Source organism: Actinoplanes sp. NPDC051513, from assembly GCF_044454685.1.
Taxonomy (GTDB): Bacteria; Actinomycetota; Actinomycetes; order Mycobacteriales; family Micromonosporaceae; genus Actinoplanes.
On record NZ_JBITDW010000001.1, the window covers coordinates 991619 to 1017954 of the forward strand.

The window sequence follows — 26336 nt, forward strand, 5'->3', positions numbered from 1 at the left end:
AAAGTCTATGTTCATTCTTGTTGACTTATGATCGCTTTTCGCGGGAGACTCGGGAGAACCGTATCTTCCTGGAGAGGCTCGAAGTGAAACTGCTCGTCACCGGGGGTGCCGGCTACGTCGGCAGCGTCACCAGCCGTCTGCTGCTCGACGCCGGCCACGAGGTCGTCGTGCTCGACAATCTCAGCACGGGCTTCCGCGAGGCCGTCGCACCGGATGCCACCTTTGTGGAGAAGGACATCCGCGACGCCGCCGAGGTGCTCACCCCCGATTCCGGCTTCGACGCGGTGCTGCACTTCGCGGGCCTGATCGCGGCGGGCGAGTCGATGGTCAAGCCCGAGCTGTACTGGCACGACAACGTGGTCAAGTCGCTGGCCCTGCTCGATGCGATCCGCGCGGCCCGGGTGCCGCGGGTCATCTTCTCCTCGACGGCGGCCGTCTACGGCAACCCGGTCGAGCTGCCGATCACCGAGTCCGCGGCGAAGGCGCCCACCAACACGTACGGCGCGACGAAGCTCACTTTCGACCACGCGCTGACCTCGGAGGCGTACGCGCACAAGCTGGCCGCGGTCTCGCTGCGCTACTTCAACGTGGCCGGGGCATACATCCGCGACGACTACGAGATCGGCGAGCGGCACCACCCCGAGACCCACCTGATCCCGATCGCGCTGCAGGTCGCGGCGGGCAAGCGCGAGAAGCTGCAGCTGTTCGGCGACGACTACCCGACCGACGACGGCACCTGCGTGCGCGACTACATCCACGTGGAAGACCTGGCCCGCGCGCACCTGCTGGCGCTGGACGCGGCCACGCCGGGCGAGCACCGCATCTACAACCTGGGCAACGGCAACGGCTTCTCCAACAAGCAGGTCGTCGAGGTGGCCCGCGAGGTCACCGGCGCCGCGCTGCCGGCCGAGATCGCGCCGCGCCGCGAGGGCGACCCGGCCACGCTGGTGGCGTCGTCGGCCAAAGCGCGTGCCGAGCTCGGCTGGGTGCCGCAGAAGCCGACGCTGCAGGCGATGATCGGCGACGCCTGGGCCTTCTACCAGGCGCACGTCGCGTGAACGCCGCTTCGTTGTTCCGCGAGCGGTACGGCACTGAACCGACCGGTCTGTGGGCCGCGCCCGGCCGGGTCAACCTGATTGGCGAGCACACCGACTACAACGAGGGCTTCGTCCTCCCCTTCGCCCTGCCGCAGCGCACCGTCGCCGCGGTCGGCCCGGCCCCCGCCGGCGAGTGGACCGTCTGCTCAACGCTCGAGGAGGGCACCATCTCCTTCGGCGCCACCACGCCGGGCGAGGTGACCAGCTGGGCGGCGTACGTGGCCGGCGTCGTCTGGGCGTTGCAGGACGCCGGCTTCGAGGCGCCCGGGGCCCGCATCGCGCTCGCCTCCGAGGTCCCGGTCGGCTCGGGCCTGTCCTCCTCGGCGGCCCTGGAGTCGTCGGTGCTGACCGCGCTGATCGACCTCGGCGGCCTCGACCTGGCGATCGAGCGCCGCCCGGCCCTGGCCCAGCGCGCCGAGAACGTCTACGTGGGCGCGCCGACCGGGATCATGGACCAGTCCGCCTCGATCCGCTGCCTCGCCGGGCGCGCCCTGTTTCTCGACTGCCGCTCGTACGAGGTCAAGCAGATCCCGTTCGACCTGGCCGCCGAGGGCCTGGCCATCCTGGTGATCAACAGCAATGCCCCGCACCAGCACGTCGACGGCGAGTACGGCGCCCGCCGCAAGTCCTGTGAGGAGGCGGCCCACATCCTGGGCGTGCCCGCGCTGCGCGACGTGCCGCCGGACGGGCTGGCCGCCGCCCTCGACAAGCTGGACGACGAGGTGATGCGGCGCCGGGTGCGGCATGTCGTCACCGAAGACCAGCGGGTGCTCGACACCGTGGCGCTGCTCGAGCAGGGCCGGGTGCGGGCGATCGGGCCGCTGCTGACCGCGTCGCACGCGTCGATGCGCGACGACTTCGAGATCACGGTGCCGCAGGTCGACGTCGCGGTCGAGGCGGCGCTGTCGGCCGGCGCATACGGCGCGCGGATGACCGGGGGCGGCTTCGGCGGCTGCGTGCTGGCGCTGATCGACGCGGACCGGGCGGACGTCACGACCGAGGCGGTCGAGCAGGCGTACGGAAAAAGCGGTTTCACCGCCCCCACCTGCTGGATCGCGACGCCGGGAGCGGGCGCCGCACGGCTTTGAAAGGCGCTCGCCGGGGTAACGATGGAGCCATGACGAGCGAGCGGGAAACGAACCAGCCCAACGAGTACGGCTTCTCGGGCGGCGCCACGGCGCCCGAGCCGGAGGCGGACGCCCGGCCGATCGAGGAGGTCGACGGCGAGAGCGTCGCGGTGCCGGCCGGTGACCTCACCGGCGCCATCAGCGAGGCCATCGAGGAGGCCACCGAAGGGCGCCACCACCGCCGCGAGGAGTAGGCCCTACGGCCTTCCGATCGTGCTCTCCCGCGCGACGATCCGGTGCTCGACGCAGACCTCGCGCGGCGGCGCGGCGGTGGCCTGCCGTTCGCCGAGGCGCTCGGCGAGCAGGTCGACCGCGAGCTGGGCGATCCGCGCGGTGTCGGGGTCGATCGTGCTCAGCGACGGGTTGCTGTAGCGACCCTCCTCGATCCCGTCGAAGCCCATCACCGCGACGTCGCCGGGCACGTCGGCGCCGTGCTCGATCAGCGTGCGGATGGCGCCGAGGGCAAGCAGGTCGGTGAAGCAGAACACCGCGTCCAGGTCCTTGGCCCGGTCGAGCAGGTACTCCATGGCCGCGGCGCCGTCGGCCCGGCGCAGGCCGCCGACCGGGACTTCGAAGCGGGGATCGGCGACCAGCCCGAGCCCGGCGTCGGCGAGCGCCGCGCGGTATCCGGCGAGCCGCTGCCGCCGCGCCACCGCGCCCGGCCGGTCGGGCACGCCGATCGCCGCGATCCGCCGCCGGCCCACGCGCAGCAGATGCCGGACGGCGTCCCCGGCGGCCGCGGCGCCGTCGGTGGCCACGTGGTCGGCCGGCTCGTCACGGGTGCGCTCGCCGAGCAGCACGGCCGGCACACCCTGCCGGCGGGCGAGCTCGCCGGCCAGCGTCTCCGCCGGGCTGAGGATGAGCCCGTCGATGGCGTGCCGGCGCAGCCCGGCGACCAGGTCGTGTTCCCGGTCGGCGCGCCCGTCGGTCTGGTCGATCAGCACGGTCCAGCCGCGCGGCGCGGCGGCCTGCACGACGTGCCCGGCGAGCTCGGCGAAGTAGGGCGAGCGCAGCTCGGGCACGGCCAGCGCGATCACGCCGGAGCGGCCCCCGCGCAGGCGGCGGGCGGCCGGGTTGGGCACGTAGCCGAGGGCGTCGATCGCGGCCTGGACCCGGGCGCGGGTCTCCGGCGCGATGTGCACGTAGCCGTTGACGACGTTGGACACCGTCTTGATCGACACACCGGCCCGGGCTGCGACGTCCTTGAGGCCTGGCGGCACGGCTGGACTTTACAACGTTGCAGGACTTAGAGCCGACACCCGGAGGAGCTAAGGGGCTCCTGGGGAGGACGGGAACGCGGTTACCGTGGCGTCATGCCCGTCAGCACAGCGTATCCGCCGTCCGAGGACCAGCGCGTCCTCGTCGAGGGGGACGTGGACGCCGCAGTGGCCTTGATGACCGTACGTGGCCACTGGGATCGCGCCCTGCGACAGGCCGTCACCACCAAGCTGCACAAGTGCCTCGCCGAGCACCCCGAGGCACTGATCGTGGACCTGTCCGAGCTGCAGGACCCGTCCAGCGCGAGCGCGCCGACCTGGGTCGCGGCGCGGCAGGCGGCACGCGAGCGGGAGCCGGCCGTGGTGCTGGCCTTGTGCATCCCGCCGTCGCTGCCGCTCGCCGACCGCATGCAGCACCTGGTCACGCAGCGGTTGCTGCCGGTGTACGCGAAGGTGCGTCAGGCGCGGGTGGCGATCGCCGGCCGGCTGCCGCTCACCGAGCGGGTGACGCTGACGCTGCCGCCCGAGCCGGAATCGCCGAGCATCGCGCGCAACCTGGTGGGCGACGCATGCCTGGCGTGGGGCGTGCCGGAGCTGCTGTTCCCGAGCCGGCTGGTGATGTCGGAGCTGGTGACCAACGCGATCGAGCACGCGCGCACGCCGATCGGCGTGGTGGTGAGCCTGCGCGGCGGCGGCATCCACCTGAGCGTCTCGGACGGAGCGGCGGCCCCGCCGGTGCTGCGCAAGCTGGCCCGCCCGCAACGCGGCCGGGCGTTGGACGAGCGCGGCCGGGGCATGCAGCTGGTGACGGCGACCACGGCCGCGTGGGGATGGCTCCCCACGCGGACCGGAAAGGTCGTCTGGGCGACGCTTATTGCGCCTCGATGATCATCCCCGCGCCGACCGTGCGGTTGGTGCTCTCGTCGATGAGGACGAAGCCGCCGGTGGTGCGGTTGCGGCGGTACTCGTCGGCGAGCAGCGGCACGGTGGTGCGCAGCCGGATCCGGCCGATCTCGTTGAGCTGCAGCTCGCCGGCGTTCTCGTCGCGGTGCAGGGTGTTCACATCGAGCCGGTACTGAAGGCCGCGGATCACCGTGCGCGCGGTGCGGGTCGTGTGCTTGATGGCGTACTTGCCGCCGACACGCAGCGGCGCCGTCTCGTCCATCCAGCAGACCATGGCCTCGAGGTCCTGGGCGACGGCCGGCGCGTTGTGCGGACGGCAGATCATGTCGCCGCGGGAGATGTCGATCTCGTCGGTGAGCCGGACGGTGACCGACATGGGCGGGAACGCCTCGGCGACCGGCCCGTCGGCGGTGTCGATGCCGGCGATGGTGCTGTGCAGCCCGGAGGGCAGGACCATCACCTCGTCGCCGGGCTTGAGCACGCCGGAGGCGACCTGTCCGGCGTAGCCGCGGTAGTCGGTGACCGTGGTGGACTGCGGGCGGATCACGTACTGCACCGGGAAGCGCACGTCGACCAGGTTGCGGTCGGACGCGATGTGCACGTGCTCGAGGTGGTGCAGCAGCGACGGGCCCTCGTACCAGGGGCTGTTCTCGGAGCGGGAGGCGATGTTGTCGCCGTTGAGCGCCGACACCGGGATGATCGTCAGGTCGGTGATCTCGAGCTTCGCCGCGAACGAGGTGAACTCGTCGGCGATCCGGTCGTAGACCGCCTTGTCCCAGTCGACCAGGTCCATCTTGTTGACGCAGAGGACCAGGTGCGGTACCCGCAGCAGGCTGGTCAGGAACGCGTGCCGGCGGGACTGCTCGACCAGGCCCTTACGGGCGTCGACCAGGATCAGCGCGAGGTCGGCGGTGGAGGCGCCGGTGACCATGTTCCGGGTGTACTGGATGTGCCCGGGAGTGTCGGCGATGATGAACTTGCGCCGCGGCGTCGCGAAGTACCGGTACGCGACGTCGATCGTGATGCCTTGCTCCCGCTCGGCGCGCAGGCCGTCGGTGAGCAGCGCGAGGTTGGTGTACTCGTCGCCGCGGGCGGCGCTGACCGCCTCGACCGCGTCCAGCTGGTCCGCGAAGATCGACTTGGTGTCGTAGAGGAGCCGCCCGATCAGCGTGGACTTGCCGTCGTCGACGCTGCCCGCGGTCGCGAAGCGCAACAGATCCATGCGCTGCGACGGCGCGGTCTCGGTCTCCAGTACGGCCTGGCTCATCAGAAGTAGCCCTCTCGCTTGCGGTCTTCCATCGCTGCCTCGCTGACCTTGTCGTCGCCGCGGGTGGCGCCACGCTCGGTGATCCGCGTGGCGGCGACCTCGTCGATCACCTTCTCGACGGTGTCGGCCTCGGACAGCACGGCCGCGGTCTGCGACGCGTCGCCGACGGTCCGGTAGCGCACCGTACGGACCTGCGAGGTCTCGCCGTCGCGCAGCCGGATGAACTCGTTGACCGCGTAGAACATGCCGTCGCGCTCGACGACCTCGCGGTCGTGCGCGTAGTAGATCGACGGCAGCGGGATCTCCTCGCGGGCGATGTAATGCCACACGTCCAACTCGGTCCAGTTGGACAGCGGGAACACGCGGATCGACTCGCCCGGGTGGTGCCGGCCGTTGTACAGCGCCCACAGCTCGGGCCGCTGGTTCTTCGGGTCCCACTGGCCGAACTCGTCGCGGAAGCTGAACATCCGCTCCTTGGCCCGGGCCTTCTCCTCGTCCCGGCGGGCGCCGCCGAACAGCGCGTCGAACCGGTACTTCTCGACCGCGTTGAGCAGCACGGGGGTCTGGATGCGGTTGCGGGTGCCGTCGGGCAGCTCGCGCACCAGGCCGGTGTCGATGGCCTCCTGCACGCTGGCGATCACCAGATTGAGCCCCAGCGTGGCGACCCGCTGGTCCCGGTAGTCCAGGACCTCGGGAAAGTTGTGGCCGGTGTCGACATGCATCACCGGGAACGGGATGCGGGCCGGGGCGAACGCCTTCTCGGCCAGGCGCAGCATGACGATCGAGTCCTTGCCGCCGGAGAACAGCAGGACGGGCCGCTCGAACTCGGCCATCACCTCGCGCATGACGAAGACGCTCTCGGCCTCGAGAGCGTCGAGATGCGAGACGCGGTAGTGCCCTGTCTGGCTCATGCGGTTTCCCGACCTTTCCGGGGGTTTACGGCCGTGTTGCATTGTTAGAACCGTCATTCTGACGGGAGGTGACGCTGCAACGCTGCAAGCAACCGAGGAGCGAGATCCTTACGGCACACCACGAGGTCCGGCAACTTAGGATCGGCCTCGTTGTATTTCAGCGTAGAACCGTCGATACGGCTAGCGTGCAGGCCCGTGGCCAGCGCCACAGCCACCGGTGCGGCGGAGTCCCACTCGTACTGGCCGCCGGCGTGCACGTACGCGTCGGCCTCGCCGTTTATCACCGCGGCGATCTTCACACCTGCCGATCCCATCGGGACGAGCTCGGCACCGATCTCCTCGGCCAGCGCGGTGACGAACGCGGGCGGCCGGGTGCGGCTGGCGGCGATCCGGATCGGGGCGTCGCCCAGCGGCATCGGCGGGTAGGCCGGCGGGTGGTCGCTGGCGATCGTGCGGTGCTGGGCCGGCATCGCGACGGCGCCCGCGGCGAGGTGGCTCGGGGTCGACGAGTCGGCGCTCCAGAGGGCGATGTGCACGGCCCAGTCGGTGCGGCCCTGCTCGGAGAACTCGCGGGTGCCGTCGAGCGGGTCCACGATCCAGACCCGGCCGGCGCCGAGCCGCTCCGGGCGCGCCGCGGGCTCGCTGTCCTGCCAGGCCAGCCGGGAGTGGTCGTCCTCCTCCGACAACACGGCGTCGGCGGGGCGCCAGCGGGCGAGCTCGGAGCGCAGCAGGTTGTGCGCGGCCCGATCGCCCGCGGTCTTGAGTGCCTTACCGTCCGCATAGCCCATCTCATCGCGGACCCGCAGCAGGAGCTGGCCGGCCCGGTCGGCCAGCCAGCGGGCGAATTCCGCGTCGATCACGGGCGGGGTACCGATGGCGTCTTCCCGCTGGGTCACGATGCGAGCCGACGTCTCTGTCATGTCGCTCCCTTTTTCAATAGGCTCCGGACGAGCGCACCACGGCCGTCATGGTCCGCAAAAGGATCACCAGGTCCAAGCTGAGGGACCAGTTCTCCACATAGCGCAGGTCCAGCCTGACGGCTTCCTCCCAAGGCAGGTCCGATCGTCCGGAAACCTGCCAAAGGCCCGTCATGCCGGGTTTCACCGCAAGGCGGCGGCGCACGTCGTCGGCGTACGCGGCCACTTCCGACGGCAGCGGCGGTCGTGGGCCGACCAACGACATCTGGCCGAGCACCACGTTGAGCAACTGCGGAAGCTCGTCCAGCGAGAACCGGCGCAACCACTGGCCCACCCGGGTGACCCGCGGGTCGTCGCGGATTTTGAAGAGCACACCGTCGTGCTCGTTGAGATGCCGTAGCTCGGCCAGCCGGGCCTCGGCGTCGACGTACATACTCCGGAACTTGAAAATGCGGAACAGGCGGCCGTCCCGCCCGACCCGTACCTGACGAAAGAGTACCGGCCCTCGCGAGGTCACCCGCACACACAGTGCGACCGCCAGCAGCAGCGGCCCGAACGCGACCAGCAGCGCGAGCGCCCCGAGCCGGTCGAACACATCCTTGACCAGGCGCGATCCGCCGTGCAGCCGCGGGTGCTCGACGTGCAGCATCGGCAGTCCATCGAACGGGCGGATCGTGGTGCGGGCGCCGGCCACGTCCACCAGCGCGCTCGCCACGATCAGGTCGACCTCGTCGCGCTCCAGCCCCCAGGCCAGCCGGCGCAGCTGCGCGCCGTCCAGTTCCGGGCAGCTCAGCACCACCACGGTGTCGGCGTCGGCGTGCTCCACCGCGTTCGCGACGTCGTCGAACGAGCCGTAGACCTTGACCGCGCCCATCCCCCGGCCGTCGTGTCCGGGCGGCAAGCAGGCGCCCACCACCTCGAGGCCGTGATAGCGCTCCCGGCGCAACTGCCGGGTCATCCCGATCACCGACAGCTCGTGCCCGACCAGCATCACCCGGCGCAGGCTCTGCCCCCGCGACCGCGCCCGGTGCAGACGCCGGCGCAACGCGAAGCGCATCACCACCGCGGTGACGACCGCGGTGGGCAACGCGGCGAGGACATAACCCCTCGCAAGATCAAGATCGAACGCGTACGAGACGAGCGCCGCACCCGCGATCAGCCCGACACCACCCCGGAGCACGCGCTGGTATTCGTCGGTGCCGACGAACAAGAACCTTCGCTCGTACGCCCGGGAGACCGCCAGCACGGCCAGCAGCAACACCGGCAGCAGAGCCGTCAGGATCATGTAGCCCCGGTTGTACGCGGTGACCTCGTCCCCGAACCGCAGCCCGAACGTCGCCGCACCCGCCGCCGACCCGGCGAGCAGGTCGCACAGGACCAGCGCCCGCACGTACCGGCGCTCCCACCGCTGCCGCCGCGACATCGCCGCGTGCCGGCCCCGCACCCGCACGAACGGCCGGGCCGCCGGGCGGGCCGCCGACGATCGGTTCTGCCGCTTCGACCAGTGCCGGTCGACCGCCCGGTTCCGCTCCCGGTCCGGGGCGCCCTGCACGGTCAGCGGCGGCGCATTGTCCGGCTTCGGCCGCCGTGGCGGCGCGCCGTCCGGGGCCCAGTTGCGCGGCGGCCTTTCCCGCGTGCCCGCTCCCGACGGTGGCGGGCTCAGCGGCGCCACCGGGGCCGGGATCTTCGCGTTCCGTCCCGGCCGGCGGTCCGACGGCCGGTTCGGCCGCGGGCCGTGGTTGGCCGGCGGATGGTTCGCCGGGCCGTACCCCTCGGGCGGCGGGCCCACGGGCCGGCCCTCCGGCGCCACGGCCGGCCGGATCTCCGGCAGGACCATGGTCGGCTCGGTCAGGGACCCTTCGGCCGCCTCCTGCTGCACCCCGAAACCTCCCCCCGCCGCGCCGGTCCCGCAGCACCGAGCGGTGCGTACGTGTGACCAACGCTCGGACGGCAGCCAGCGTCACGGGATCACAAGACGGACAAAACCCCTCAAAGGATCTTGCTGTTTCGGCCCCGGAGGATCAACCGCCGTGGTATTTGTTCTGCGCCCACTCGACGCCCTCGAGCACGACCGCCTCCACGACGTCCGCCGCCCGGTCGACGAGGAACTCCAGCTCCTTACGCTCCGCGCCGGAGAAATCGGACAGCACATAGTCCGCCGGATCCTGCCGGCCCGGCGGCCGCCCGATCCCGAAACGGACTCGCGCGTACTCCTTGCTCGACAGCGACTTCGACATCGACCGCAACCCGTTGTGGCCGCCTTCACCGCCGCCCCGCTTGGCACGCACCTGCCCGAACGGCACGTCAAGCTCATCATGCACGGCAATCACGTTCGAAACCGGCACCTTGAAGAACTGGGCCAGCGAAACCACGGGTGCGCCCGCGAGGTTCATGTAGGTCAGCGGTTTCAAGAGCACCAGCTTCGGCCCGCCGTATCCGCCAGGCGAGGCCAGCCGGCCCTCGGCGACCTCGGCGTGGGCGCGCTTCGACCGGCCGAACTTCGCACCCACCCGGGACGCCAGCAGGTCGGCCACCATGAAACCCACGTTGTGCCGGTTGCCGGCGTACTCCTTGCCGGGGTTGCCCAGGCCGACCACCAGCCACGGCGCGTCGTCGGTCACTTCGCCTCCATACACACGTCAGGGAAAGCGCCCAGCCGGGCGCTTTCCCTGAGTCACTGCCTTCGAGCTTGGTCCGCCTGATTACTCGGCGGCCGGGGCCTCGGTCTCCTCGACGGTCTCGGTCTCGGCCGCCTCGCCGCCCTCGAGCTGCTCGGCGGTCTGCGCCTGCGAGATGATCGCCAGCACGAAGTCGGGCTCGACGGCCAGCTCGGAGCCCTGCGGCAGCGTCACGTCGCCGGCGGTCACCTGCGAGCCCGCCTCGAGGCCCTCGATCGAGACCTCGAAGCCCGACGGCAGGTGCATGGCCTCGGCCACGATCGCCAGCGTCGTCGACTCGTTCACCACGAGCGTGTTGCGGGCGGCCTCGCCGACCAGCGTCACCGGGACGTCGACCTGGACCTTCTCGCCACGCTTCACGATGATCAGGTCCACGTGCTCGTACGTGTCCTTGATCGGGTCGCGCTGAATGGCCTTGGGCAGCGCGAGCGTCGTGCCCGACGCGCCATTGATGTCGATCGTGAACACCTGGTTGAGCCCGCCGTGCCGGATGGCAGCCGCGAACTCACGGGCCGGCAGCGCGATGTGCTGCGGCTTCTCGCCGTGGCCGTACAGCACGGCGGGCACCAAACCGGCCCGGCGCGTGCGGCGGGCACCACCCTTGCCGAACTCGGTACGGGGCTCGGCGCTGATCTTTACCTCGGACACGGGGAAACTCCTGAAACTCTTCGATCGGGCTGCGTCATAAGTCGGCGGGCTGCTGGTTCCGGCAGTGGCGCACGGCCGTCAAAGTGCTGTCGGCCGTTCGTCGGCGCTGCCGGGCAAGGGAAGGCGCGCTGGGCACAGGCCCGGAGCACCGCGTCGATCACGGTGCCTCCGAGCGGCTGCGAACCTCAGCAGACCGCGGGGCACCCTCGCCGTGGCAACCGCACCATCTTACCCTCCGCTTCCCGCACTCCCTCAGCGGGTGGGGGTGGACCTCGGGAACTGCCCGCGATCGCCCCGCTGTTGAGCAGGCAGTCGGCTCAGTTCAGCTCAGGCCGCCGAAGAGGGTCGTCACCGAGCCGTCGTCGAAGACCTCGCGGATCGCGCGCGCCAGCAGGGGCGCGATCGACAACACGGTGATCTTGTCGAGCCGCTTCTCGGGCGGCAACGGCAGCGTGTTCGTCACCACCAACTCCGAGATCCGGCTGTTCTTCAACCGCTCGGTGGCCGGGTCGGAGAGCAGCGCGTGCGTCGACGCCACGATCACATCGGCCGCGCTCTCGTCGAACAGGATGTCCGCGGCCTTCGTGATCGTCCCGCCCGTGTCGATCATGTCGTCGACGATCAGGCACACCCGGCCCTCGACCTCGCCGACCACCCGGTTCGCCACCACCTGGTTCGGCTTCAACGGGTCGCGCGTCTTGTGGATGAACGCGAGCGGACAGCCCCCCAGCCGGTCCGTCCAACGCTCCGCCACCCGCACCCGGCCCGAGTCCGGCGCCACCACGGTCAAGGGCCGGCCCGCGAACTTCTTCTCCACGTGCTCGGCCAGGATGTCCATCGCGAACAGGTGATCCACCGGCCCGTCGAAAAAGCCCTGAATCTGCGCCGTGTGCAGGTCAACCGTCAGGATCCGGTTCGCCCCCGCCGTCTTCAACAGGTCGGCCACCAGGCGCGCCGAGATCGGCTCCCGGCCCCGGTGCTTCTTGTCCTGCCGCGCATACGGGTAGAACGGCAACACCACGGTGATCCGCTTCGCCGACCCACGCTTCAACGCGTCGATCATGATCAGCGTCTCCATGACCCACCGGTTCACCCCCTCCGTCATCGACTGCACGACGAAGGCATCCGAACCACGAACCGAATCCTTGAAACGCACGAAGATCTCGCCGTTCGCGAACTCGTACGAGTCCGACGGCGTCGGCCCCACGCCCAGCACCTGGCCGATCTCCTCCGCCAACTCCGGGAAACCCCGGCCGGAGAAAAGCATCAGGCTCTTGCGGTTCTCCGCGACGATGCTGCCCATCGGCTCGCTGCTCCCGTTGGATCGAGGGGGTGTAGTCACCTGAAGTATCCCCCGAGGCCACCGACTTGCCATGCCCCCGAGCCCACCGCGTGGGATGCCTCACCCAGCTTTACCCACCCCGTGCCCCCGCACGAGGCCTTCGCCGCACTGAGCCGTTCCGGTCGCCGCTTTTTCGAGGCGCTTACTCCGCCTCCGACACCTCGCCCGGACCCTGCGCGGCCCGCTCGGCTGCCTCCGCCGACACCGTCCCCGGCCGGCGCCGCACCGTCCAGCCCTCCACGTTGCGCTGCTGCGCCCGCGTCACACCCAGGTTCCCCGACGGCACATCGCCCGCGATGGCGCTGCCCGCCGCCACGTACGCGCCCGGCCCGACCTCGACCGGAGCGATCAGCACCGTGTCCGACCCCACGAACGCGGCCTCACCCACGGTCGTCCGGCTCTTCCGCACCCCGTCGTAGTTCGCGAAGATCGTCCCCGCGCCGATGTTCGCCCGTGCCCCGATCGACGCATCACCCACATACGACAGATGCGGCACCTTCGCGCCCTCACCCAGCTCGGCGTTCTTCGCCTCGACGAAACCGCCGACCTTCGACTTACGGCCCATCCGCGTGCCCGGCCGTAGGAACGAGAACGGACCCACCGTCGCCTCCGCGCCGACCTCGGCGCCGATCGAATGCGTACGCAGCACCGAAGCGCCCTCACCCACCACGGTGTCGATCAACGTCGTGTCCGGCCCGATCACCGCGCCCGACGCCACCGACGTGGCCCCCTGCAGCTGAGAGTTCTGATCGACCACGGAGTCGGGCTCCAACGTCACCGTCACGTCGATCCACGTGGTCGCCGGGTCGAGGATCGACACTCCCGACCGCATCCACGCCGCGTTCACCCTGTCCCGCAGCCGTGCCCGCAGATCGGCCAACTGCGCCCTATCGTTGGCACCCAGCGTCTCCTCGGCGTCGGCCGCCACGAACACACCCACCGGGCTGCCCACCTCGACCAGCAGCCCGAACACGTCGGTGAGGTACTCCTCGCCCTGCTCGTTGTCCCTAGACAGCTTGCCCAGAGCCTCCCGCAGCGCGGCGAGATCGAACGCGTAGATCCCCGCATTGATCTCCCGAATGGCCCGCACCTCGGCCGAAGCGTCCCGCTCCTCCACGATCCGCGCCAGGCCGCCATCGGCGCCCCGCACGATCCGCCCCAGTCCCGTCGGGTCATCCACCGCCGCGGCCAGCACGGTCGCCGCCCGAGAGGCCGACTCGTGCGCCTCGATCAGCGAGGCCACCGTCTCGCCGCGAAGCAGCGGCACGTCGCCGTTGAGCACCACCAGCGTCCCCGACGCATCCGGCACCGCGTCCAACGCGATCCGCACCGCGTGCCCCGTGCCGTTCTGCAGGGCCTGCAACACCGGCACCGCCGCCGGCGCCACCTCGGCCAGATGCGCGCTCACCGCGTCGGCCTTGTGCCCCACCACCACGACCGTCTGTTCCGCCTCAGCCGCGCCCGCCGCGACCAGCACGTGCCCGAGCAGCGTGCGCCCGAGCAGCGGATGCAACACCTTGGGGGTAGCGGACTTCATCCGCTTGCCCTCCCCAGCAGCAAGAACAACAACGGTACGACGAGGGGCCTGGCTCACGCGGCAACTCCATTGTTTCGCTTCAGCAATTACGCAGGCAGCGGCGACAAACCAACCGCAGGGCAGACTGCTCCCGGAAGAGGATTCGAACCCCTATAAACGGCACCAAAAGCCGTGGTCCTGCCATTAGACGATCCGGGACCTATTTCGGACATTTCCCCTTCGGGCCATGACCTCCGATCACATCCTAGCGGCACGCCACCGGTCCCCACTCCCCGCGATCCCACCCATCACGCCGTCAACCGCCCAGTAGAGACGGCTCGACTTGGGGACGTAGACGATGAGGCACCCACGGTAGGAATCCCCGACGTTACGCCGAACGGTGGAAGGCTTGTGCTTCTTGAGGATCGGGCGACGGAAGCGCTCCGCAGGCACCCCGACCACCCCCGACCACCACTCGGCAGCCGCGGGGATGTCGGCCGTCTCATGGATGCTCAGCCGATAGGTGAGCCGCGCCGGGTCGGCGCCGAGAAGCTCGACGTAGCGAAGGAACAGCAAGATCAAACGTGGGTCGCTGTTGATGAACTGAAGGCTGAGGGTCGTTTGATGCCAGGGCTTCTCCTTCGCCCCCTCGCACCAGTACGCCACCGCGCCGATCAGCGTCACCTCTCGGTCTGACAGCTCGCCGACCCATTCGCCAAGTCGCCGGCCGACGGCCGCACGGTCGCCGTCACGCGCCCTCCGATGCGGCGCCCAACGCGCCTCCCGCATGAGTTCCATGTGCCGGCGCAGCCGCTCCTCGCGCGCAGCAGGGGTGCTGTCGAGCGGAATGTGCTTCGTCCACAGGTAGGCCGTGGACTTGGAAACACCGAGCTCCGACGCGATCTTCGGCACCGAGCAACCATCGCGGCGCATCTCGACGGCCAGGTCGCGCAGGTCGTCCTTCGCATTCGGCCGCTGCGTCCACTCGGGTGCTTCCAGGCCCCGCAGCCATTCGCTCAGCGTGCCGTTGCCCACCCCGAACCGCTCCATCAACTGCGACCGCGACAAACCCGGGTCGACCCGCAGCCGCCGGGCTTCGTCCCGCCTCGGATCCTCTTTCATCCAGTCATCACTCCGGCCTTTCATAGTTATATCTCTACATTAGGACGTCAGTGCGCGGGACGGTAAGCCTGTAGATGTGCCAAAGAAGATTCCGTCCAACCCTTGGAGTCGGGCTCACCTACGGCTACGGTGGCGTAAGTTACGGTGACGTAGGCGTAAGTACTTGATCTCCCCCGATCAGCGCCTTCCCCAGATCAATGAGGTGTCATGACTTCCACCATCGAGGCCGCACCGAAGGCCGCTCCCAAGCCGCTCACCGAGGGCCCGCAGTCCCGCGGCATCCTCATCGCGCTGTACGCGTTCGTCGTGGTCCCGTTCCTGGCGGTGCTCGCGGCTGTCCCGGTCGCCTGGGGCGGCTGGCTGTCGTGGACCGACATCGCCATCGGCGCCGTCTTCTATCTGGTGTCCGGTCTGGGCATCACGGTCGGCTTCCACCGGTACTTCACGCACGGCTCGTTCAAGGCGAAGCGCTGGCTGCGGGTCACTTTGGCGCTCGCGGGCTCGCTGGCGATCGAGGGGGACATCATCCAGTGGGTGGCCGACCACCGCCGCCACCACATGTTCAGCGACCAGGAGGGCGACCCGCACTCCCCGTGGCGCTTCGGCACGGGTTTCTGGGCGCTGACCAAGGGCCTGTGGTTCGCGCACATGGGCTGGATGTTCAGCCGTGAGCTGTCGAACCGGGAGCGTTTCGCGCCGGACCTGATGGCCGACAAGGACATCAACCGGGTCGACAAGCTCTTCCCCGCCATCGTGATCTTCTCGACGCTGGGCCCGGCGCTGATCGGCGGCCTGGTGACCTGGTCGTGGCAGGGCGCGCTGACCGCGTTCTTCTGGGCGGGGATCGTGCGGATCGGCCTGCTGCACCACATCACGTGGTCGATCAACTCGGTGTGTCACGTGTACGGCGAGCGCCCGTTCGAGGTGCGCAACGGCGACAAGGCATCGAACTTCTGGCCGCTGGCGATCATCTCGTTCGGTGAGTCCTGGCACAACCTGCACCACGCCGACCCGACCTGTGCCCGGCACGGCGTGCTGCGCGGTCAGATCGACATCTCGGCGCGTGTGATCTGGCTGTTCGAGAAGATGGGCGCGGCCTCGGCGGTGAAGTGGCCCAACGCGGAGCGGCTGACGGCGAAGATGGCAAACGCAAAGCCGATAAAGGCGTGACCGCTGCTACGGGGGAGATGGACAAAGGGCGCAACTGGCAGGATGGCCAGGTGACCGAGACGGGCGACAGCAGCGACGAGCAGCATCGCATGAGGCGGCAGCGGCCGACGGCGACCCCCAGGGTCCGCATGTCGGCCGCGCAGCGGCGGGAGCAGCTGATCGCGATCGGGCGGCAGTTGTTCGCCGAGCGCGGGTTCGACGCGACCAGTGTGGAGGAGGTCGCGGCGCGGGCGAAGGTCTCGAAGCCGGTGGTGTATGAGCACTTCGGCGGCAAGGAAGGCCTGTACGCGGTCGTGGTCGACCGCGAGGTGCGCTCCCTGCTCGATCGCATCGCCGCGGCGCTGACCGCCGGTCATCCGCGGGAGCTGCTGGAGCAGGCGGCGCTGGCGCTGCTCGATTACATCGAGGACGAGCCGCACGGTTTCCAGGTGCTGGTGCGGGAATCGCCGGTGTTGTCGCCGGCGGGAAACTTCTCGAGCGTGATGAACGACGTGGCGCACCAGGTGGAGCACATCCTGGGCGGCGAGTTCAAGAGTCGCGGCCTGGATCCGAAGTTCGCTGAACTGTATTCGCAGGCGCTGGTCGGAATGGTGGCGCTGGTGGGTCAGTGGTGGCGGGAGGCCCGCAAGCCCAAGAAGGACATGGTGGCCGCCCACCTGGTGAACCTGGCGTGGAACGGCCTGTCCCATCTCGAGCCGAAGCCGACGTTGCTGACCCGCAAGACGCGCTAACGGCTGTTGTGCGCGGCGGCGACCTCCGCGCGGGCGGCGGAGGCGCTGCCGACCTTGCCGTAGAGGCCGGCGGTGAGGGTGACGAGCCCGAGGGCGATCGTCACGATGACGTTGATCATCGACGCGTTGAGGATGTTGGCGTCGGTCCGGAGGAACGCCATGATCGCCACGCCGAGCCCGCAGAGCCCCCAGCCGAGGACGAGGGCGACGCGGTGGTACAGGTTGCCGCCGATCAGGACCGCGGCGAGCAGCAGGACGCCGGCGATGGTGTAGAGCCAGCTCGCGGCGGGGTTGGTCCGCAGGCCGAGCACCCAGTCGGCGCCGCGGTGGAAGAACGGGTCGCCCCAGGTCTTGCCGATGCCGATGACGCCGAACAGGGTGAGGAATAGGCCGGACAGGCCGGCGAGGAAGCGGTACGTCTGTCGCAGGTGATGGTTGAGGGGGTAGTGCGCCATCAGGCCGTGCGGCCCTCCCTCACCTGTCGGGGCGCGCCGGCCCGCGCGGCGGGCGCGACCTTGCTGTAGAGGCTGACCGTGATCAGCACGATGCCCACGATGTAGGTGACGATCACCGTCTGGATGTCCTGGCCGAAGACGTTGGCGTCGGTGCGGCTGAACGCGAGGCCGTAGGTGCCGAGGACGAGCAGGCCCCAGCCGAGGTAATTGTCGGCGGCGGTGTCGAGGTTGCGCCCGATTACGGTGGCGATGATGACGATGGCGCCGACGACCAGCGAGATGATCGCGAGAAGCAGGTTGCTCCCCTGTCCGAGGACGAGCTTGTCGTTGGCGCCGGTGGCGTCCTCGCCGGACGTCTGGATCAGTCCGACGATCCCGAACACGACCAGATATGCGCCGGCGAGGAAACCGATCACACGGTAGAGCGGCCGCAGGTGGTGATTGACGGGGTTGTGCGCCATGGTGTCCGTCTCCAAGGTCAGGTGTTGTCCACGCCGATTCTCGCGTATCCCCCGACGCGGCGCAGGCACACCCCCTGGTTCGATGAGGGTTGTTCGCGACGGTGGAGACCAAAGCGGCCAACTCGCGCAAATCACCGCTCAAGGTAGGTCGCGAACAACCCTCAGGATTCGGGCACTGTCTCCGCAAGCTCCAGCCAGGCCTCTTCGACCTGTCCGCGTTCCTCCTGGACGGCCTTCAGCTGTCCCTCGAGCTCGATGATCTTCTGATAGTCGGCGCCGTGCTCGGCCAGCGATTCATTGATCTTGAAGATCCGTTCCTCGAGCTTGGCGAGCTGCCGCTCCAGCCGGGCAAGATCCTTGCGAGCCTGGCGCAACTCACCGGCGGTGCGGCCCGTCGCGCTCGGCGTCGCTTGCCCAAGAGTTTCCGGTACGCCTCCCGTCAGGCGCGTCGCGGCGCGAGCCAGGTACTCGTCCACGCCGCCCGGCAGGTGCACGAGGCGCCCGTCGCCGAACATCCCGTACGCCGTGTCGGTGACCCGCTCGACCAGGTACCGGTCGTGCGAGGCCACGATCATCGTGCCCGGCCAGGAGTCGAGAAGGTCTTCCAGCGCCGCGAGGGTGTCGGTGTCGAGGTCGTTGGTGGGCTCGTCGAGCAGCAGCACGTTGGGCTCGGCCGCGAGCAGCCGCAGCAGCTGCAGCCGCCGCCGCTCGCCCCCGGAGAGGTCGTTGACCGGCGTCCAGATGCGCTTGTCGGTGAAGCCGAACACCTCGGCGAGCTGACCCGCGGACAGCTCCCGGTCGCCGAGCTTGACCCGCTTGGCGATCTCCTCGACCGCCTCGAGCAGGCGCAGCTCCCCCGGCAGCTCCTTGAGCTCCTGGGAGAGGAAGGCGGCCCGTACGGTCGACCCGGTGACCAGGCGCCCGCCGGCCGGCGTGGAGAGCCCGGCGAGCAGCCGCAGCAGCGTCGTCTTGCCGGCGCCGTTGGCGCCCAGGATGGCGATCCGGTCGCCGGGCCCGACCTGCCAGGTGAGGTGGTCGAGGATCGGCTTGCTACCCGCGACCAGCGTCACGTCCTCGAGGTCGTAGACCTGCTTGCCGAGCCGCGTGACCGCCAGCCTTTGCAGGCTCACGTTGTCCCGCACCGGCGGCTCATCGGCGATCAGCGCGTTGGCCGCGTCGATCCGGAACTGCGGCTTCGACGTACGCGCCGGCGGCCCCCGCCGCAGCCACGCGATCTCCTTGCGCAGCAGGTTCTGCCGCCGGGCCTCGATGGCCGCCGCGACCCGCTGCCGCTCGGCCCGCGAGAGGATCCAGGCCGCGTAGCCGCCCTCGTACGCGTACACCTTCTCGTCGACGACCTCCCAGGTCGCCGTGCAAACCGCGTCGAGGAACCACCGGTCGTGCGTGACCACGCACAACGCGCCGCGCCGGGTCAGCAGATACCGGGCCAGCCAGTCGACACCGGCCACGTCGAGGTGGTTGGTCGGCTCGTCGAGAATCAGCAGGTCATTGTCTCGTACGAGCAGCGCCGCCAGCGCCACCCGCCGCCGCTCGCCCCCCGACATGGGCCCCACCGGCGTGTCGAGCCCGAGATAGCCCATGCCGAGCCCGTCGAGGATCGCGCGAACCCCCGCGTCCCCCGCCCACTCGTGCTCGGCCCCCATGCCCTTGTCGAGCCAGGCCGTGCCCAGCACGACGTCCCGCACGGTCGCCTCGGCGGCGAGCGAAAGGATCTGCGGCAGGCTGGCGACCCGCAGGTCACGCCGGTGGGTCACGCGCCCGGAGTCGGGTTCCTCGCTCTTGGCGAGCAGCCGCAGCAGGGTGGATTTGCCGGCCCCGTTGAGCCCGACGATGCCTAGCCGGGCATCATCGTCCAGCCCCAGAGAAACGTCGGTGAGCAGCTGACCGGCGGCGCCATAACCCTTGCTGACCCGGTCGAGATTAATGATGTTGGCCACGATGCCACCTACGTTACCCGCGGCCACTCACCCGCCCGCGTGCGGTCACCGCGCTGCACGGCCTGTCACCACGCCCCGCGGGCGGTCACGACGCCCGGCGGGCGGTCACCATGCCGCGCGGCCCGTCACCACACTGCGCGGGCGGTCAGACCACGCGGGCGGGCGGTCACCACGCCGCGCGGGCGGTCAGACCACGCGGGCGCCCGGCATCGGTCCCCGCGCGGTCACGGCTTCGCGGCCGATGCCGGCGTCGTTGAGGGCCGCCGCCATCCGCTCAGCGTGTGCGGCGTCGGCGGCGAGAAACACGCAGGTGGGCCCGGAGCCGGAGACCAGAGCGGCCAGGGCGCCCGCCTCGGCGCCCGCGTCGAGGACCGCGGTGAGGTCGGGGCGCAGGGCGAGCGCGGCCGGCTGGAGGTCGTTGCCGAGGGCGGCGCCGAGCACGGCCGGGTCGCGCTGGCGCAGGGCGGACATCAGGTCGTCGGCGCCGGCGAGGGCCTTGGGCGGGAACGGGCTGTCGCGCAGGGCGTCGAGTTTCGCGTACACCTCGGGGGTGGACAGGCCACCGTCGGCGAGCGTGACCACCCAGTGCCAGGTGGTGGGCCGGGCCAGGATCGGGCTGACCGACTCGCCGTGGCCGGTGCCCAGGGCGGTGCCGCCGTGCAGCAGGAACGGCACGTCGGACCCGAGCGTCGCCCCCACCTCGGCGAGCTCGTCGCGGGACATGCCGGTGCCCCACAGCAGGTCGCAGGCGATGAGCGTGGCCGCCGCGTCGGCGCTGCCCCCGGCCAGCCCGGCCGCGAGCGGGATCGACTTCCGCAGGTGCAGCCGCGCATGCGCCGGCACCCGGCACCGCGCCGCGAGCGCCCGTGCCGCCCGGATGATCAGGTTGCTCTCGTCGAGCGCGAGCATGCCCGCGCCCTCCCCTTCCATGGTCAGCGCGAGCGTGTCCCCGTTCCGCGCCGTGAGCTCATCGAAGAGGCTGATCGCGTGATAGACCGTGTTCAGCTCGTGGTATCCATCGGGCCGCAGCGGCCCCACCCCGAGATGAAGATTGATCTTCGCGGGCACACGCACCCGAACCGGTCCGCTGTGCCGGCGCGGCTCGTCGTCGTCCGGCCCCCACGCCTCCGTCACGGAGTGATCTCCCGAATCGGGAGCTTGATCTCGAACGGCGCGCTCACCACAAGCTCAGTCTCCGAATCCGCAACCAGCTCGTAGCGCCCGTCAACCAGGTCATAGGCATGAACACGGACTGGATCCTGCTCGATCCGCCAGAAATGCGGTATGCCGGCGGCGGCATACTCAGCCGGCTTCTCCAGACGATCGCGGCGCTTGGTGCCCGGCGAGACAACCTCGACCGCGATCACGACCTCGGTAGGCATCACGTAGTGATTCGAGTTCTCGACGGAGGCGTCCAGCAGGAGAACGTCGGGCTCGGGGAGATTGAGAACGTCCTCGAGGAAGTGGTTCGCCAGGCGCTGCCTGAGCGGGTTTGGTGACCACATGACATGACCGGTTGGCTCTGCGGTCATGAGTCCACCTCCTCGGGCTGTCTGCCGGACGCGCTGAGCTTACCGCCGGAGGCTGACAGTTTTGCCGCGGCGGCTATGTCGGAGAACTGCCGGACGGTCAGGGCCTCGCCGCGGGCCTGCGGGCTCACCCCGGCCGCCACCAGCACCTTCTCGGCCCGGTCGGGGCCCCCGGCCCAGCCGGCCAGGGCGGCGCGCAGGGTCTTGCGACGCTGGGCGAAGGCGGCGTCGACGACTCGGAAGACATCAGAACGGTCGATGTCGTCCCGTGGTGGGGTCCGGCGGGTGAACGCCACCAGGCCGGAATCCACGTTGGGCACCGGCCAGAACACCGCGGGCGGCACCTTCCCGGCGGGGCGCGCCCCGGCGTACCAGGCCAGTTTCACCGACGGCACGCCGTACACCTTGGACCCGGGACCGGCGGTGAGCCGGTCGGCGACCTCTTTCTGCACCATCACCAGGCCCCCGCGCAGCGTGCGGAGCTCGGCCAGCAGATGGAGCACGACCGGCACGGCGACGTTGTAGGGGAGGTTGGCGACCAGCATCGTGGGCGCAGGGTCGAAGTCGGCGGCCGTCACCCGCATCGCGTCGGCGGGGTGCACCGTGAGGTTCGCGGCCGTGACCGTCGACGGCAGCGCGGTGGCGAGCTTGGGGTCGATCTCGACGGCGTGCACGTGGCGGACGGCGGTGACCAGGCCGAGGGTGAGCGAGCCGAGGCCGGGCCCGACCTCGAGGGCCACGTCGTCGGGGCGCAGGCCGGCGGCGGCCACGATGCGGCGGATCGTGTTGGGGTCGTGCAGGAAGTTCTGGCCGAGCTTCTTGGTCGGGGACACGCCGAGCCGCGCCGCGAGGTCCCGGATCTCCGCCGGGCCGAGAAGTGCGTCAGCCATGAGGTCAGAGCCTACGGCCGAGGGCGCGCCCGGCTGGACGCGACGGGGTAGAAAGCAGGGATGACCGAGTTGCTGGCGTTGCACGCGCTGGTGGAGGCGCCGCCCGAGCGGGTCGCCGAGGTGCTGCTCGACGTGCGCCCGGGCGGCCGCTCGCCGCTGGCGGCCGGCGGCGAGGTGGCCGAGGCCGGCGAGGGCGACGCCTTCGAGGTGGTCAAGGACGGCAGCCGGATGACGGTGACCGTCGACCGGGCCCGCCGCGAGGTGGCCCTGCAGGGCGAATGGTGGTACCGCGGGGTCACCTCGGTAGAGCCCGACCCGCGCGGGAGCCGGGTCGTGCACCGCATCTTCAACGTGGCGGAAGGCAACGGCTGGGCGGTCCGGTTCGTGTCGCGGGGCCCGCTGAACGCGGCGCCCCGGACGTTCGCCGACGCGGTACGCCACATCGGCGAGACGCTCGGCGTGGCCGCGTGGGTGATCAACGACTAACGCCAGGGGCCGAAGACCCGCTCGCCGTTCGCCGAGATCTCCGTGCACAGGGCGTCCACGTCCTCGCCGCGGATCTGCGCGAGGGAGCGCACGGTCAGCGGGATCAGGTAGGAGGCGTTCGGGCGGCCGCGGTAAGGCACCGGCGTCAGGTACGGCGCGTCGGTCTCCACCATGATCTGCCCGGCCGGGGTGATCTCGGCGGCCGCGCGCAGGGCGCCCGCGCTGGCGAAGGTGACCGTGCCGGCGAAGCTGAGGTAGAAGCCGCGCAGCACGCACTCGGCGGCGAAGTCCGGGTCGCCGGAGAAGCAGTGCATCACCACGGTGTCGGGCGCGCCCTCCTCGTCGAGCACGCGCAGCACTTCGCGGTGCGCGTCCCGGTCGTGGATGATCAGCGCTTTGCCGTACCGCTTCGCGATCGCGATGTGCGCCCGGAAGCTCTCCTCCTGGGCCCGCCGCCCGTCCTCGCCGGTGCGGAACGTGTCGAGGCCGGTCTCGCCGATGCCCCGCACCCGAGGCTGCGCCGCCAACGCCTCGATGTCGCGAAGCGCCGAGTCGAGGTCGGACAGGACCGGCGCCTCGTTCGGGTGAATCGCGACTGCCGCGAGAACGGACCCGTGGCGGGCGGCCAGATCGGCGCTCCAGCGCGACGACGGGACGTCCACACCGACCTGTACGAGCCGATCGATACCGGTCTTCGCGGCGGCGTCGATCAGCGCGTCGACCGGGTCGCCGACGCCCCCGCCGGGCACCCCGGCCTCCTGGATCGTGATGTCCAGGTGGGTGTGGCTGTCGAAGACGGGAACGGACAGCGGCTCGGGCGCGGCGGGGAACTCCCCCCGGCGGCGAGCTTCGGAGTCCTGGCGCGACGGGGACGGTGTCGAAGGCATGTGAGACATTCTGCACTTACGTCTGGTGGCAACCGTTTGTTCACCTGATATCCACTGTCGTCGCTTAGTTTGCGCCGGGTGACCTTGACCGGCGAGGACAGCGCGGTCGGCGCTGATCCACTCGAGCCGCCCCTGTCGGCGCCCTTGCGCCGTGATCTCACCTGGACCCAGGTTCAGCGGATGAGCCAGTCCGCGGCGTACCGCGACGATGTGATGCTGCGGCGCATCCGCGCGACCGCGGCGATCCGCCGCGGCACCCGGATGACCAAGGTTCTCTCCCCCGCTCAGGTCGCCGGGCATCTGGGCGGCTGGCTTCCGTACGGCTTCTGCTACCGCTCCTGCGACATCGCGCACCTGCACGACCCCCAGGCACTCACCCTGCTGGCCACCGACGGCGCGGTCGAGGGCGCCGAGGTCGCGTACGCGCTGCGCTGGCGGGCCGTGGATCCGCTCGACTACGAGGTGCCCGCCGGGCCCGCCCAGCCCGGACTCGCGCTGCTGCCCGCACACTCCCGGGTCGGCGCGATGGTCCTGGGCACCGGCTTCAGCCCGAGCACCGACGACCTCATCCCCGAGTACGTCACCGCGGGCTTCGCCGACCTGCCGATTCCGGCAAATGCGCAGATCATCGCGTACGTGTCGGGTGGCGAGGAGATCCTGCTGTACTCCTACCAGCCGGAGCAGCACGGGTGGCTGCGGCTGGCCGGCCCGCGCTGGCGTCCCCTGCTGGACAACCTGCCGGGCGTCAGCCCCGACCGGGAGTATGTGCCCTGCACGACGCCCGGCTCGGCCAAGCTGGTCGGCCAGATCAAGGACAAGGAGTACGAGGCGGTCGCCGACCCGCCCGACGAGTTCCGGGTGCGGGCCCTGACCCGCGCCGCCCGGTACCCGGTGAGCACGCTGAGCCGCCGCGCCGAGCAGGCCCTGTGGCGCAACACGCCGTGCTGGGTGCTGCAGCGCGACGACAGCTGGGCCCGCCTGCGCCTGGTCCGCCCGGACGCCGAAACCCTCAACGCGACCGGCGCCCGCTGCTACGAGCGCGGCGTCTACGAGACCTGGGCCCCCGTCGGCGAGCTCATGGACCACCACATAGCAGACATCCCCTACACGTTGTAGAAACGCGTAGGGGATGGGGATGCAACGGCAAGATCAGCCCTCGAGGCGGGCCAGTTCCTCCTCGATCACCGAGGGGTCGAGCTTGCGGAAAACCGGCTTCGGCGGAGCGAGCGGGGTGCCGGCGACCAGCGGAACCGATTCCCACTTGGCGCCCACCGTGTAGTCGCCCGTCAGCACCGGGTAGGACGGACCGCCGTCCAGGTCGTCGACCTGCTCGATGCGCGGCATCGGCGCGTGCACGCCCGCGCCGCCGAGCAGCTCGAACACCTTCTGCGCGGAGTGCGGCAGGAACGGGGTCAGCAACGTGTTCGCGTCGCTGACCACCTGCAGCGCCACGTGCAGGATGGTGGCCTGGCGGGGCTTCTCCTCCTCGGACTTGAGCTTCCACGGGGCCTGGTCGGAGAGGTATTTGTTCGCCTCGGCGACCACCTTCATCGCCTCGCCGATCGCCGCCTTCTGCCGATGCTTGCCGATCAGCTCGCCGACCGTGGCGAACCCGGCCTTCGCGACGGCGAGCAGGGCTTCGTCTTCCGCGGTGAGCGGACCGGGCGACGGGATGACGCCGAAGTTCTTCGCCGCCATCGAGATCGAGCGGTTGACCAGGTTGCCCCAGCCGGCGACCAGCTCGTCGTTGTTGCGGCGGACGAACTCGGCCCAGGTGAAGTCGGTGTCGGTCGACTCGGGGCCGGCCGCGGCGATGAAATACCGCAGCGCGTCGGCGTCGTAGCGCGCCAGGAAGTCACGTACGTAGATGACGACCCGGCGCGACGAGGAGAACTTCTTGCCCTCCATCGTCAGGTACTCGCTCGAGACGACCTCGGTGGGCAGGTTGAGCTTGCCGAGCTCGCCCGGCTCGCCGCCCTTGTCGCCCTCGCCCGAGTAACCCAGCAGCAGCGCCGGCCAGATCACCGAGTGGAAGACGATGTTGTCCTTGCCCATGAAGTAGTACGACTGCGCGTCCTTGCCCAGCCCGTCGGCCGACCACCACTGCCGCCACGCCTCGGGGTCGCCGGAGCGGCGGGCCCACTCGATCGAGGCGGACAGGTAGCCGATCACGGCGTCGAACCAGACGTAGATGCGCTTGTCGTTGCGGTCACGCCAGTCGTCGAGCGGGATCGGCACACCCCACTCGAGGTCGCGGGTGATCGCCCGCGGCTGCAGGTCGTCGAGCAGGTTGCGGGAGAACTTCAGCACGTTGGGGCGCCAGTTCTCCCGCTGGTCGAGCCAGTGGCCGATCGCCTGGGCGAACGCCGGCAGGTCGAGAAAGAAGTGCTCGGTCTCGACGAACTCCGGGGTCTCCCCGTTGATCTTGGAACGCGGGTTGATCAGCTGCTCGGGGTCGAGCTGGTTGCCGCAGTTGTCGCACTGGTCGCCGCGGGCGCTCTCGTAGCCGCAGATCGGGCAGGTGCCCTCGATGTACCGATCGGGCAGGGTGCGCCCGGTCGACGGCGAGATCGCGCCCAGCGTCGTGCGCCGGACGATGTACCCGTTCTTGAACAGGACCGAGAACAGCTCCTGCACCACGGCGTAGTGGTTGCGGGTGGTCGTGCGGGTGAACAGGTCGTAGGTCAGGCCGAGACCGTGCAGGTCTTCGACGATCACCTGGTTGTACCGGTCGGCCAGCTCGCGCGGGGTCACCCCGTCGGCGTCCGCCTGCACCTGGATCGGGGTGCCGTGCTCGTCGGTGCCCGAGACCATGAGCACGTCGTGACCGGACATCCGCATGTACCGGCTGAAGACGTCGGAGGGCACTCCGAAGCCGGACACATGACCGATGTGGCGCGGGCCGTTGGCGTAGGGCCAGGCAACCGCGGCGAGAACGTGACTCATGGTTCCTAAGAGTAATGAGCGGCGGACCCGGCCCGCGAACGGATTCGTTCTGCCCACGGCGAGATACTCATTTATGGC

General features: G+C 70.2%; 26 protein-coding genes and 1 tRNA gene. 8 read left to right on the forward strand and 19 right to left on the reverse strand.

Annotation, left to right across the window (positions count from 1 at the left end; all coding sequences use genetic code 11):
* Window positions 1-83: 83 nt before the first annotated feature.
* From galE to ACIA5D_RS04810, 3 genes are read left to right on the forward strand one after another with little or no spacing between them, the layout of a single operon-like run.
* Window positions 84-1058, forward strand: coding sequence for a UDP-glucose 4-epimerase GalE (galE, locus tag ACIA5D_RS04800; RefSeq protein ID WP_396028458.1), 975 nt, complete (start codon window positions 84-86; stop codon window positions 1056-1058).
* Window positions 1055-2185: a galactokinase gene (gene galK, locus ACIA5D_RS04805; RefSeq protein WP_396028459.1), complete on the forward strand. Its 1131-nt coding sequence runs from the start codon at window positions 1055-1057 to the stop codon at window positions 2183-2185. The genes galE and galK overlap by 4 nt, the downstream gene beginning before the upstream one ends.
* A 29-nt stretch (window positions 2186-2214) precedes the next feature.
* The gene (locus ACIA5D_RS04810) at window positions 2215-2418 is read left to right on the forward strand and encodes a hypothetical protein (RefSeq protein ID WP_396028460.1); all 204 of its coding nucleotides are present in this window, start codon (window positions 2215-2217) and stop codon (window positions 2416-2418) included.
* Window positions 2419-2421: 3 nt separating this feature from the next.
* On the opposite strand, the gene ACIA5D_RS04815 is transcribed toward ACIA5D_RS04810, so the two are convergent.
* Entirely contained in the window at window positions 2422-3444 is a 1023-nt protein-coding gene (locus ACIA5D_RS04815; RefSeq protein WP_396028461.1) for a LacI family DNA-binding transcriptional regulator, read from the reverse strand.
* Between the two features lie 93 nt (window positions 3445-3537).
* On the opposite strand from ACIA5D_RS04815, the gene ACIA5D_RS04820 reads away from it, so the two are divergent.
* A complete protein-coding gene (locus ACIA5D_RS04820) occupies window positions 3538-4329 on the forward strand; it encodes an ATP-binding protein (protein ID WP_396028462.1) in 792 nt (263 codons plus the stop codon).
* Here the strand turns inward: ACIA5D_RS04820 and ACIA5D_RS04825 are convergent.
* From ACIA5D_RS04825 to ACIA5D_RS04870, 10 genes are all read right to left on the reverse strand, one after another.
* Window positions 4313-5611, reverse strand: a complete 1299-nt coding sequence (locus ACIA5D_RS04825; RefSeq protein ID WP_396028463.1) for a sulfate adenylyltransferase subunit 1 — start codon at window positions 5609-5611, stop codon at window positions 4313-4315. The two genes, ACIA5D_RS04820 and ACIA5D_RS04825, sit on opposite strands and share 17 nt — an antisense overlap.
* Window positions 5611-6522, reverse strand: a complete 912-nt coding sequence (gene cysD / locus ACIA5D_RS04830; protein ID WP_396028464.1) for a sulfate adenylyltransferase subunit CysD — start codon at window positions 6520-6522, stop codon at window positions 5611-5613. The genes ACIA5D_RS04825 and cysD overlap by 1 nt, the downstream gene beginning before the upstream one ends.
* A gap of 53 nt (window positions 6523-6575) precedes the next feature.
* Complete coding sequence (locus ACIA5D_RS04835; RefSeq protein WP_396028599.1) at window positions 6576-7397, reverse strand: 3'(2'),5'-bisphosphate nucleotidase CysQ; 822 nt, start codon at window positions 7395-7397, stop codon at window positions 6576-6578.
* Between the two features lie 58 nt (window positions 7398-7455).
* A complete protein-coding gene (locus ACIA5D_RS04840; protein WP_396028465.1) occupies window positions 7456-9318 on the reverse strand; it encodes an exopolysaccharide biosynthesis polyprenyl glycosylphosphotransferase in 1863 nt (620 codons plus the stop codon).
* A gap of 142 nt (window positions 9319-9460) precedes the next feature.
* Window positions 9461-10060, reverse strand: a complete 600-nt coding sequence (gene pth, locus ACIA5D_RS04845) for an aminoacyl-tRNA hydrolase (RefSeq protein WP_396028466.1) — start codon at window positions 10058-10060, stop codon at window positions 9461-9463.
* An 81-nt stretch (window positions 10061-10141) separates the two neighbouring features.
* Window positions 10142-10765, reverse strand: coding sequence for a 50S ribosomal protein L25/general stress protein Ctc (locus ACIA5D_RS04850; protein WP_396028467.1), 624 nt, complete (start codon window positions 10763-10765; stop codon window positions 10142-10144).
* Window positions 10766-11087: 322 nt separating this feature from the next.
* Window positions 11088-12068, reverse strand: coding sequence for a ribose-phosphate diphosphokinase (locus ACIA5D_RS04855; RefSeq protein WP_396028468.1), 981 nt, complete (start codon window positions 12066-12068; stop codon window positions 11088-11090).
* A 181-nt stretch (window positions 12069-12249) separates the two neighbouring features.
* Entirely contained in the window at window positions 12250-13701 is a 1452-nt protein-coding gene (gene glmU / locus ACIA5D_RS04860) for a bifunctional UDP-N-acetylglucosamine diphosphorylase/glucosamine-1-phosphate N-acetyltransferase GlmU (RefSeq protein ID WP_396028469.1), read from the reverse strand.
* A gap of 70 nt (window positions 13702-13771) precedes the next feature.
* Window positions 13772-13842, reverse strand: a tRNA-Gln gene (locus ACIA5D_RS04865).
* A 39-nt stretch (window positions 13843-13881) separates the two neighbouring features.
* Window positions 13882-14745 carry a resolvase gene (locus ACIA5D_RS04870; protein WP_396028471.1) on the reverse strand — a complete coding sequence of 288 codons (864 nt, stop codon included), beginning with the start codon at window positions 14743-14745 and terminating at the stop codon, window positions 13882-13884.
* Between the two features lie 207 nt (window positions 14746-14952).
* On the opposite strand from ACIA5D_RS04870, the gene ACIA5D_RS04875 reads away from it, so the two are divergent.
* A complete protein-coding gene (locus ACIA5D_RS04875) occupies window positions 14953-15915 on the forward strand; it encodes an acyl-CoA desaturase (protein ID WP_396028472.1) in 963 nt (320 codons plus the stop codon).
* An 89-nt stretch (window positions 15916-16004) separates the two neighbouring features.
* Entirely contained in the window at window positions 16005-16646 is a 642-nt protein-coding gene (locus tag ACIA5D_RS04880; protein WP_396028600.1) for a TetR/AcrR family transcriptional regulator, read from the forward strand.
* On the opposite strand, the gene ACIA5D_RS04885 is transcribed toward ACIA5D_RS04880, so the two are convergent.
* The 6 genes from ACIA5D_RS04885 to rsmA all read right to left on the reverse strand — a co-directional run bounded on the left by ACIA5D_RS04885 (window position 16643) and on the right by rsmA (window position 21939).
* On the reverse strand, window positions 16643-17101 hold the full coding sequence (locus ACIA5D_RS04885) for a DUF4383 domain-containing protein (protein WP_396028473.1): 459 nt from the start codon (window positions 17099-17101) through the stop codon (window positions 16643-16645). The genes ACIA5D_RS04880 and ACIA5D_RS04885 overlap by 4 nt on opposite strands.
* Window positions 17101-17562 (reverse strand): DUF4383 domain-containing protein, encoded by a 462-nt coding sequence (locus tag ACIA5D_RS04890; protein WP_396028474.1) that lies wholly within the window; start codon window positions 17560-17562, stop codon window positions 17101-17103. The genes ACIA5D_RS04885 and ACIA5D_RS04890 overlap by 1 nt, the downstream gene beginning before the upstream one ends.
* A gap of 161 nt (window positions 17563-17723) precedes the next feature.
* Window positions 17724-19520, reverse strand: coding sequence for an ABC-F family ATP-binding cassette domain-containing protein (locus ACIA5D_RS04895; protein WP_396028475.1), 1797 nt, complete (start codon window positions 19518-19520; stop codon window positions 17724-17726).
* Window positions 19521-19706: 186 nt separating this feature from the next.
* Window positions 19707-20654 (reverse strand): 4-(cytidine 5'-diphospho)-2-C-methyl-D-erythritol kinase, encoded by a 948-nt coding sequence (locus ACIA5D_RS04900; RefSeq protein ID WP_396028476.1) that lies wholly within the window; start codon window positions 20652-20654, stop codon window positions 19707-19709.
* Window positions 20651-21052 (reverse strand): Uma2 family endonuclease, encoded by a 402-nt coding sequence (locus tag ACIA5D_RS04905; protein WP_396028477.1) that lies wholly within the window; start codon window positions 21050-21052, stop codon window positions 20651-20653. Before ACIA5D_RS04905 ends, ACIA5D_RS04900 begins: the two co-directional genes overlap by 4 nt.
* A complete protein-coding gene (gene rsmA / locus ACIA5D_RS04910; protein WP_396028478.1) occupies window positions 21049-21939 on the reverse strand; it encodes a 16S rRNA (adenine(1518)-N(6)/adenine(1519)-N(6))-dimethyltransferase RsmA in 891 nt (296 codons plus the stop codon). Before rsmA ends, ACIA5D_RS04905 begins: the two co-directional genes overlap by 4 nt.
* A gap of 60 nt (window positions 21940-21999) precedes the next feature.
* Between rsmA and ACIA5D_RS04915 the strand changes: the two genes are divergently transcribed.
* Window positions 22000-22425, forward strand: a complete 426-nt coding sequence (locus ACIA5D_RS04915; RefSeq protein WP_396028479.1) for a hypothetical protein — start codon at window positions 22000-22002, stop codon at window positions 22423-22425.
* Here the strand turns inward: ACIA5D_RS04915 and ACIA5D_RS04920 are convergent.
* On the reverse strand, window positions 22422-23321 hold the full coding sequence (locus ACIA5D_RS04920) for a TatD family hydrolase (protein WP_396028480.1): 900 nt from the start codon (window positions 23319-23321) through the stop codon (window positions 22422-22424). The genes ACIA5D_RS04915 and ACIA5D_RS04920 overlap by 4 nt on opposite strands.
* Before the next feature lie 69 nt (window positions 23322-23390).
* Between ACIA5D_RS04920 and ACIA5D_RS04925 the strand changes: the two genes are divergently transcribed.
* Window positions 23391-24428, forward strand: coding sequence for a hypothetical protein (locus ACIA5D_RS04925; protein ID WP_396028481.1), 1038 nt, complete (start codon window positions 23391-23393; stop codon window positions 24426-24428).
* Between the two features lie 33 nt (window positions 24429-24461).
* On the opposite strand, the gene metG is transcribed toward ACIA5D_RS04925, so the two are convergent.
* Entirely contained in the window at window positions 24462-26258 is a 1797-nt protein-coding gene (metG, locus tag ACIA5D_RS04930; protein WP_396028482.1) for a methionine--tRNA ligase, read from the reverse strand.
* Window positions 26259-26336 lie beyond the last annotated feature (78 nt).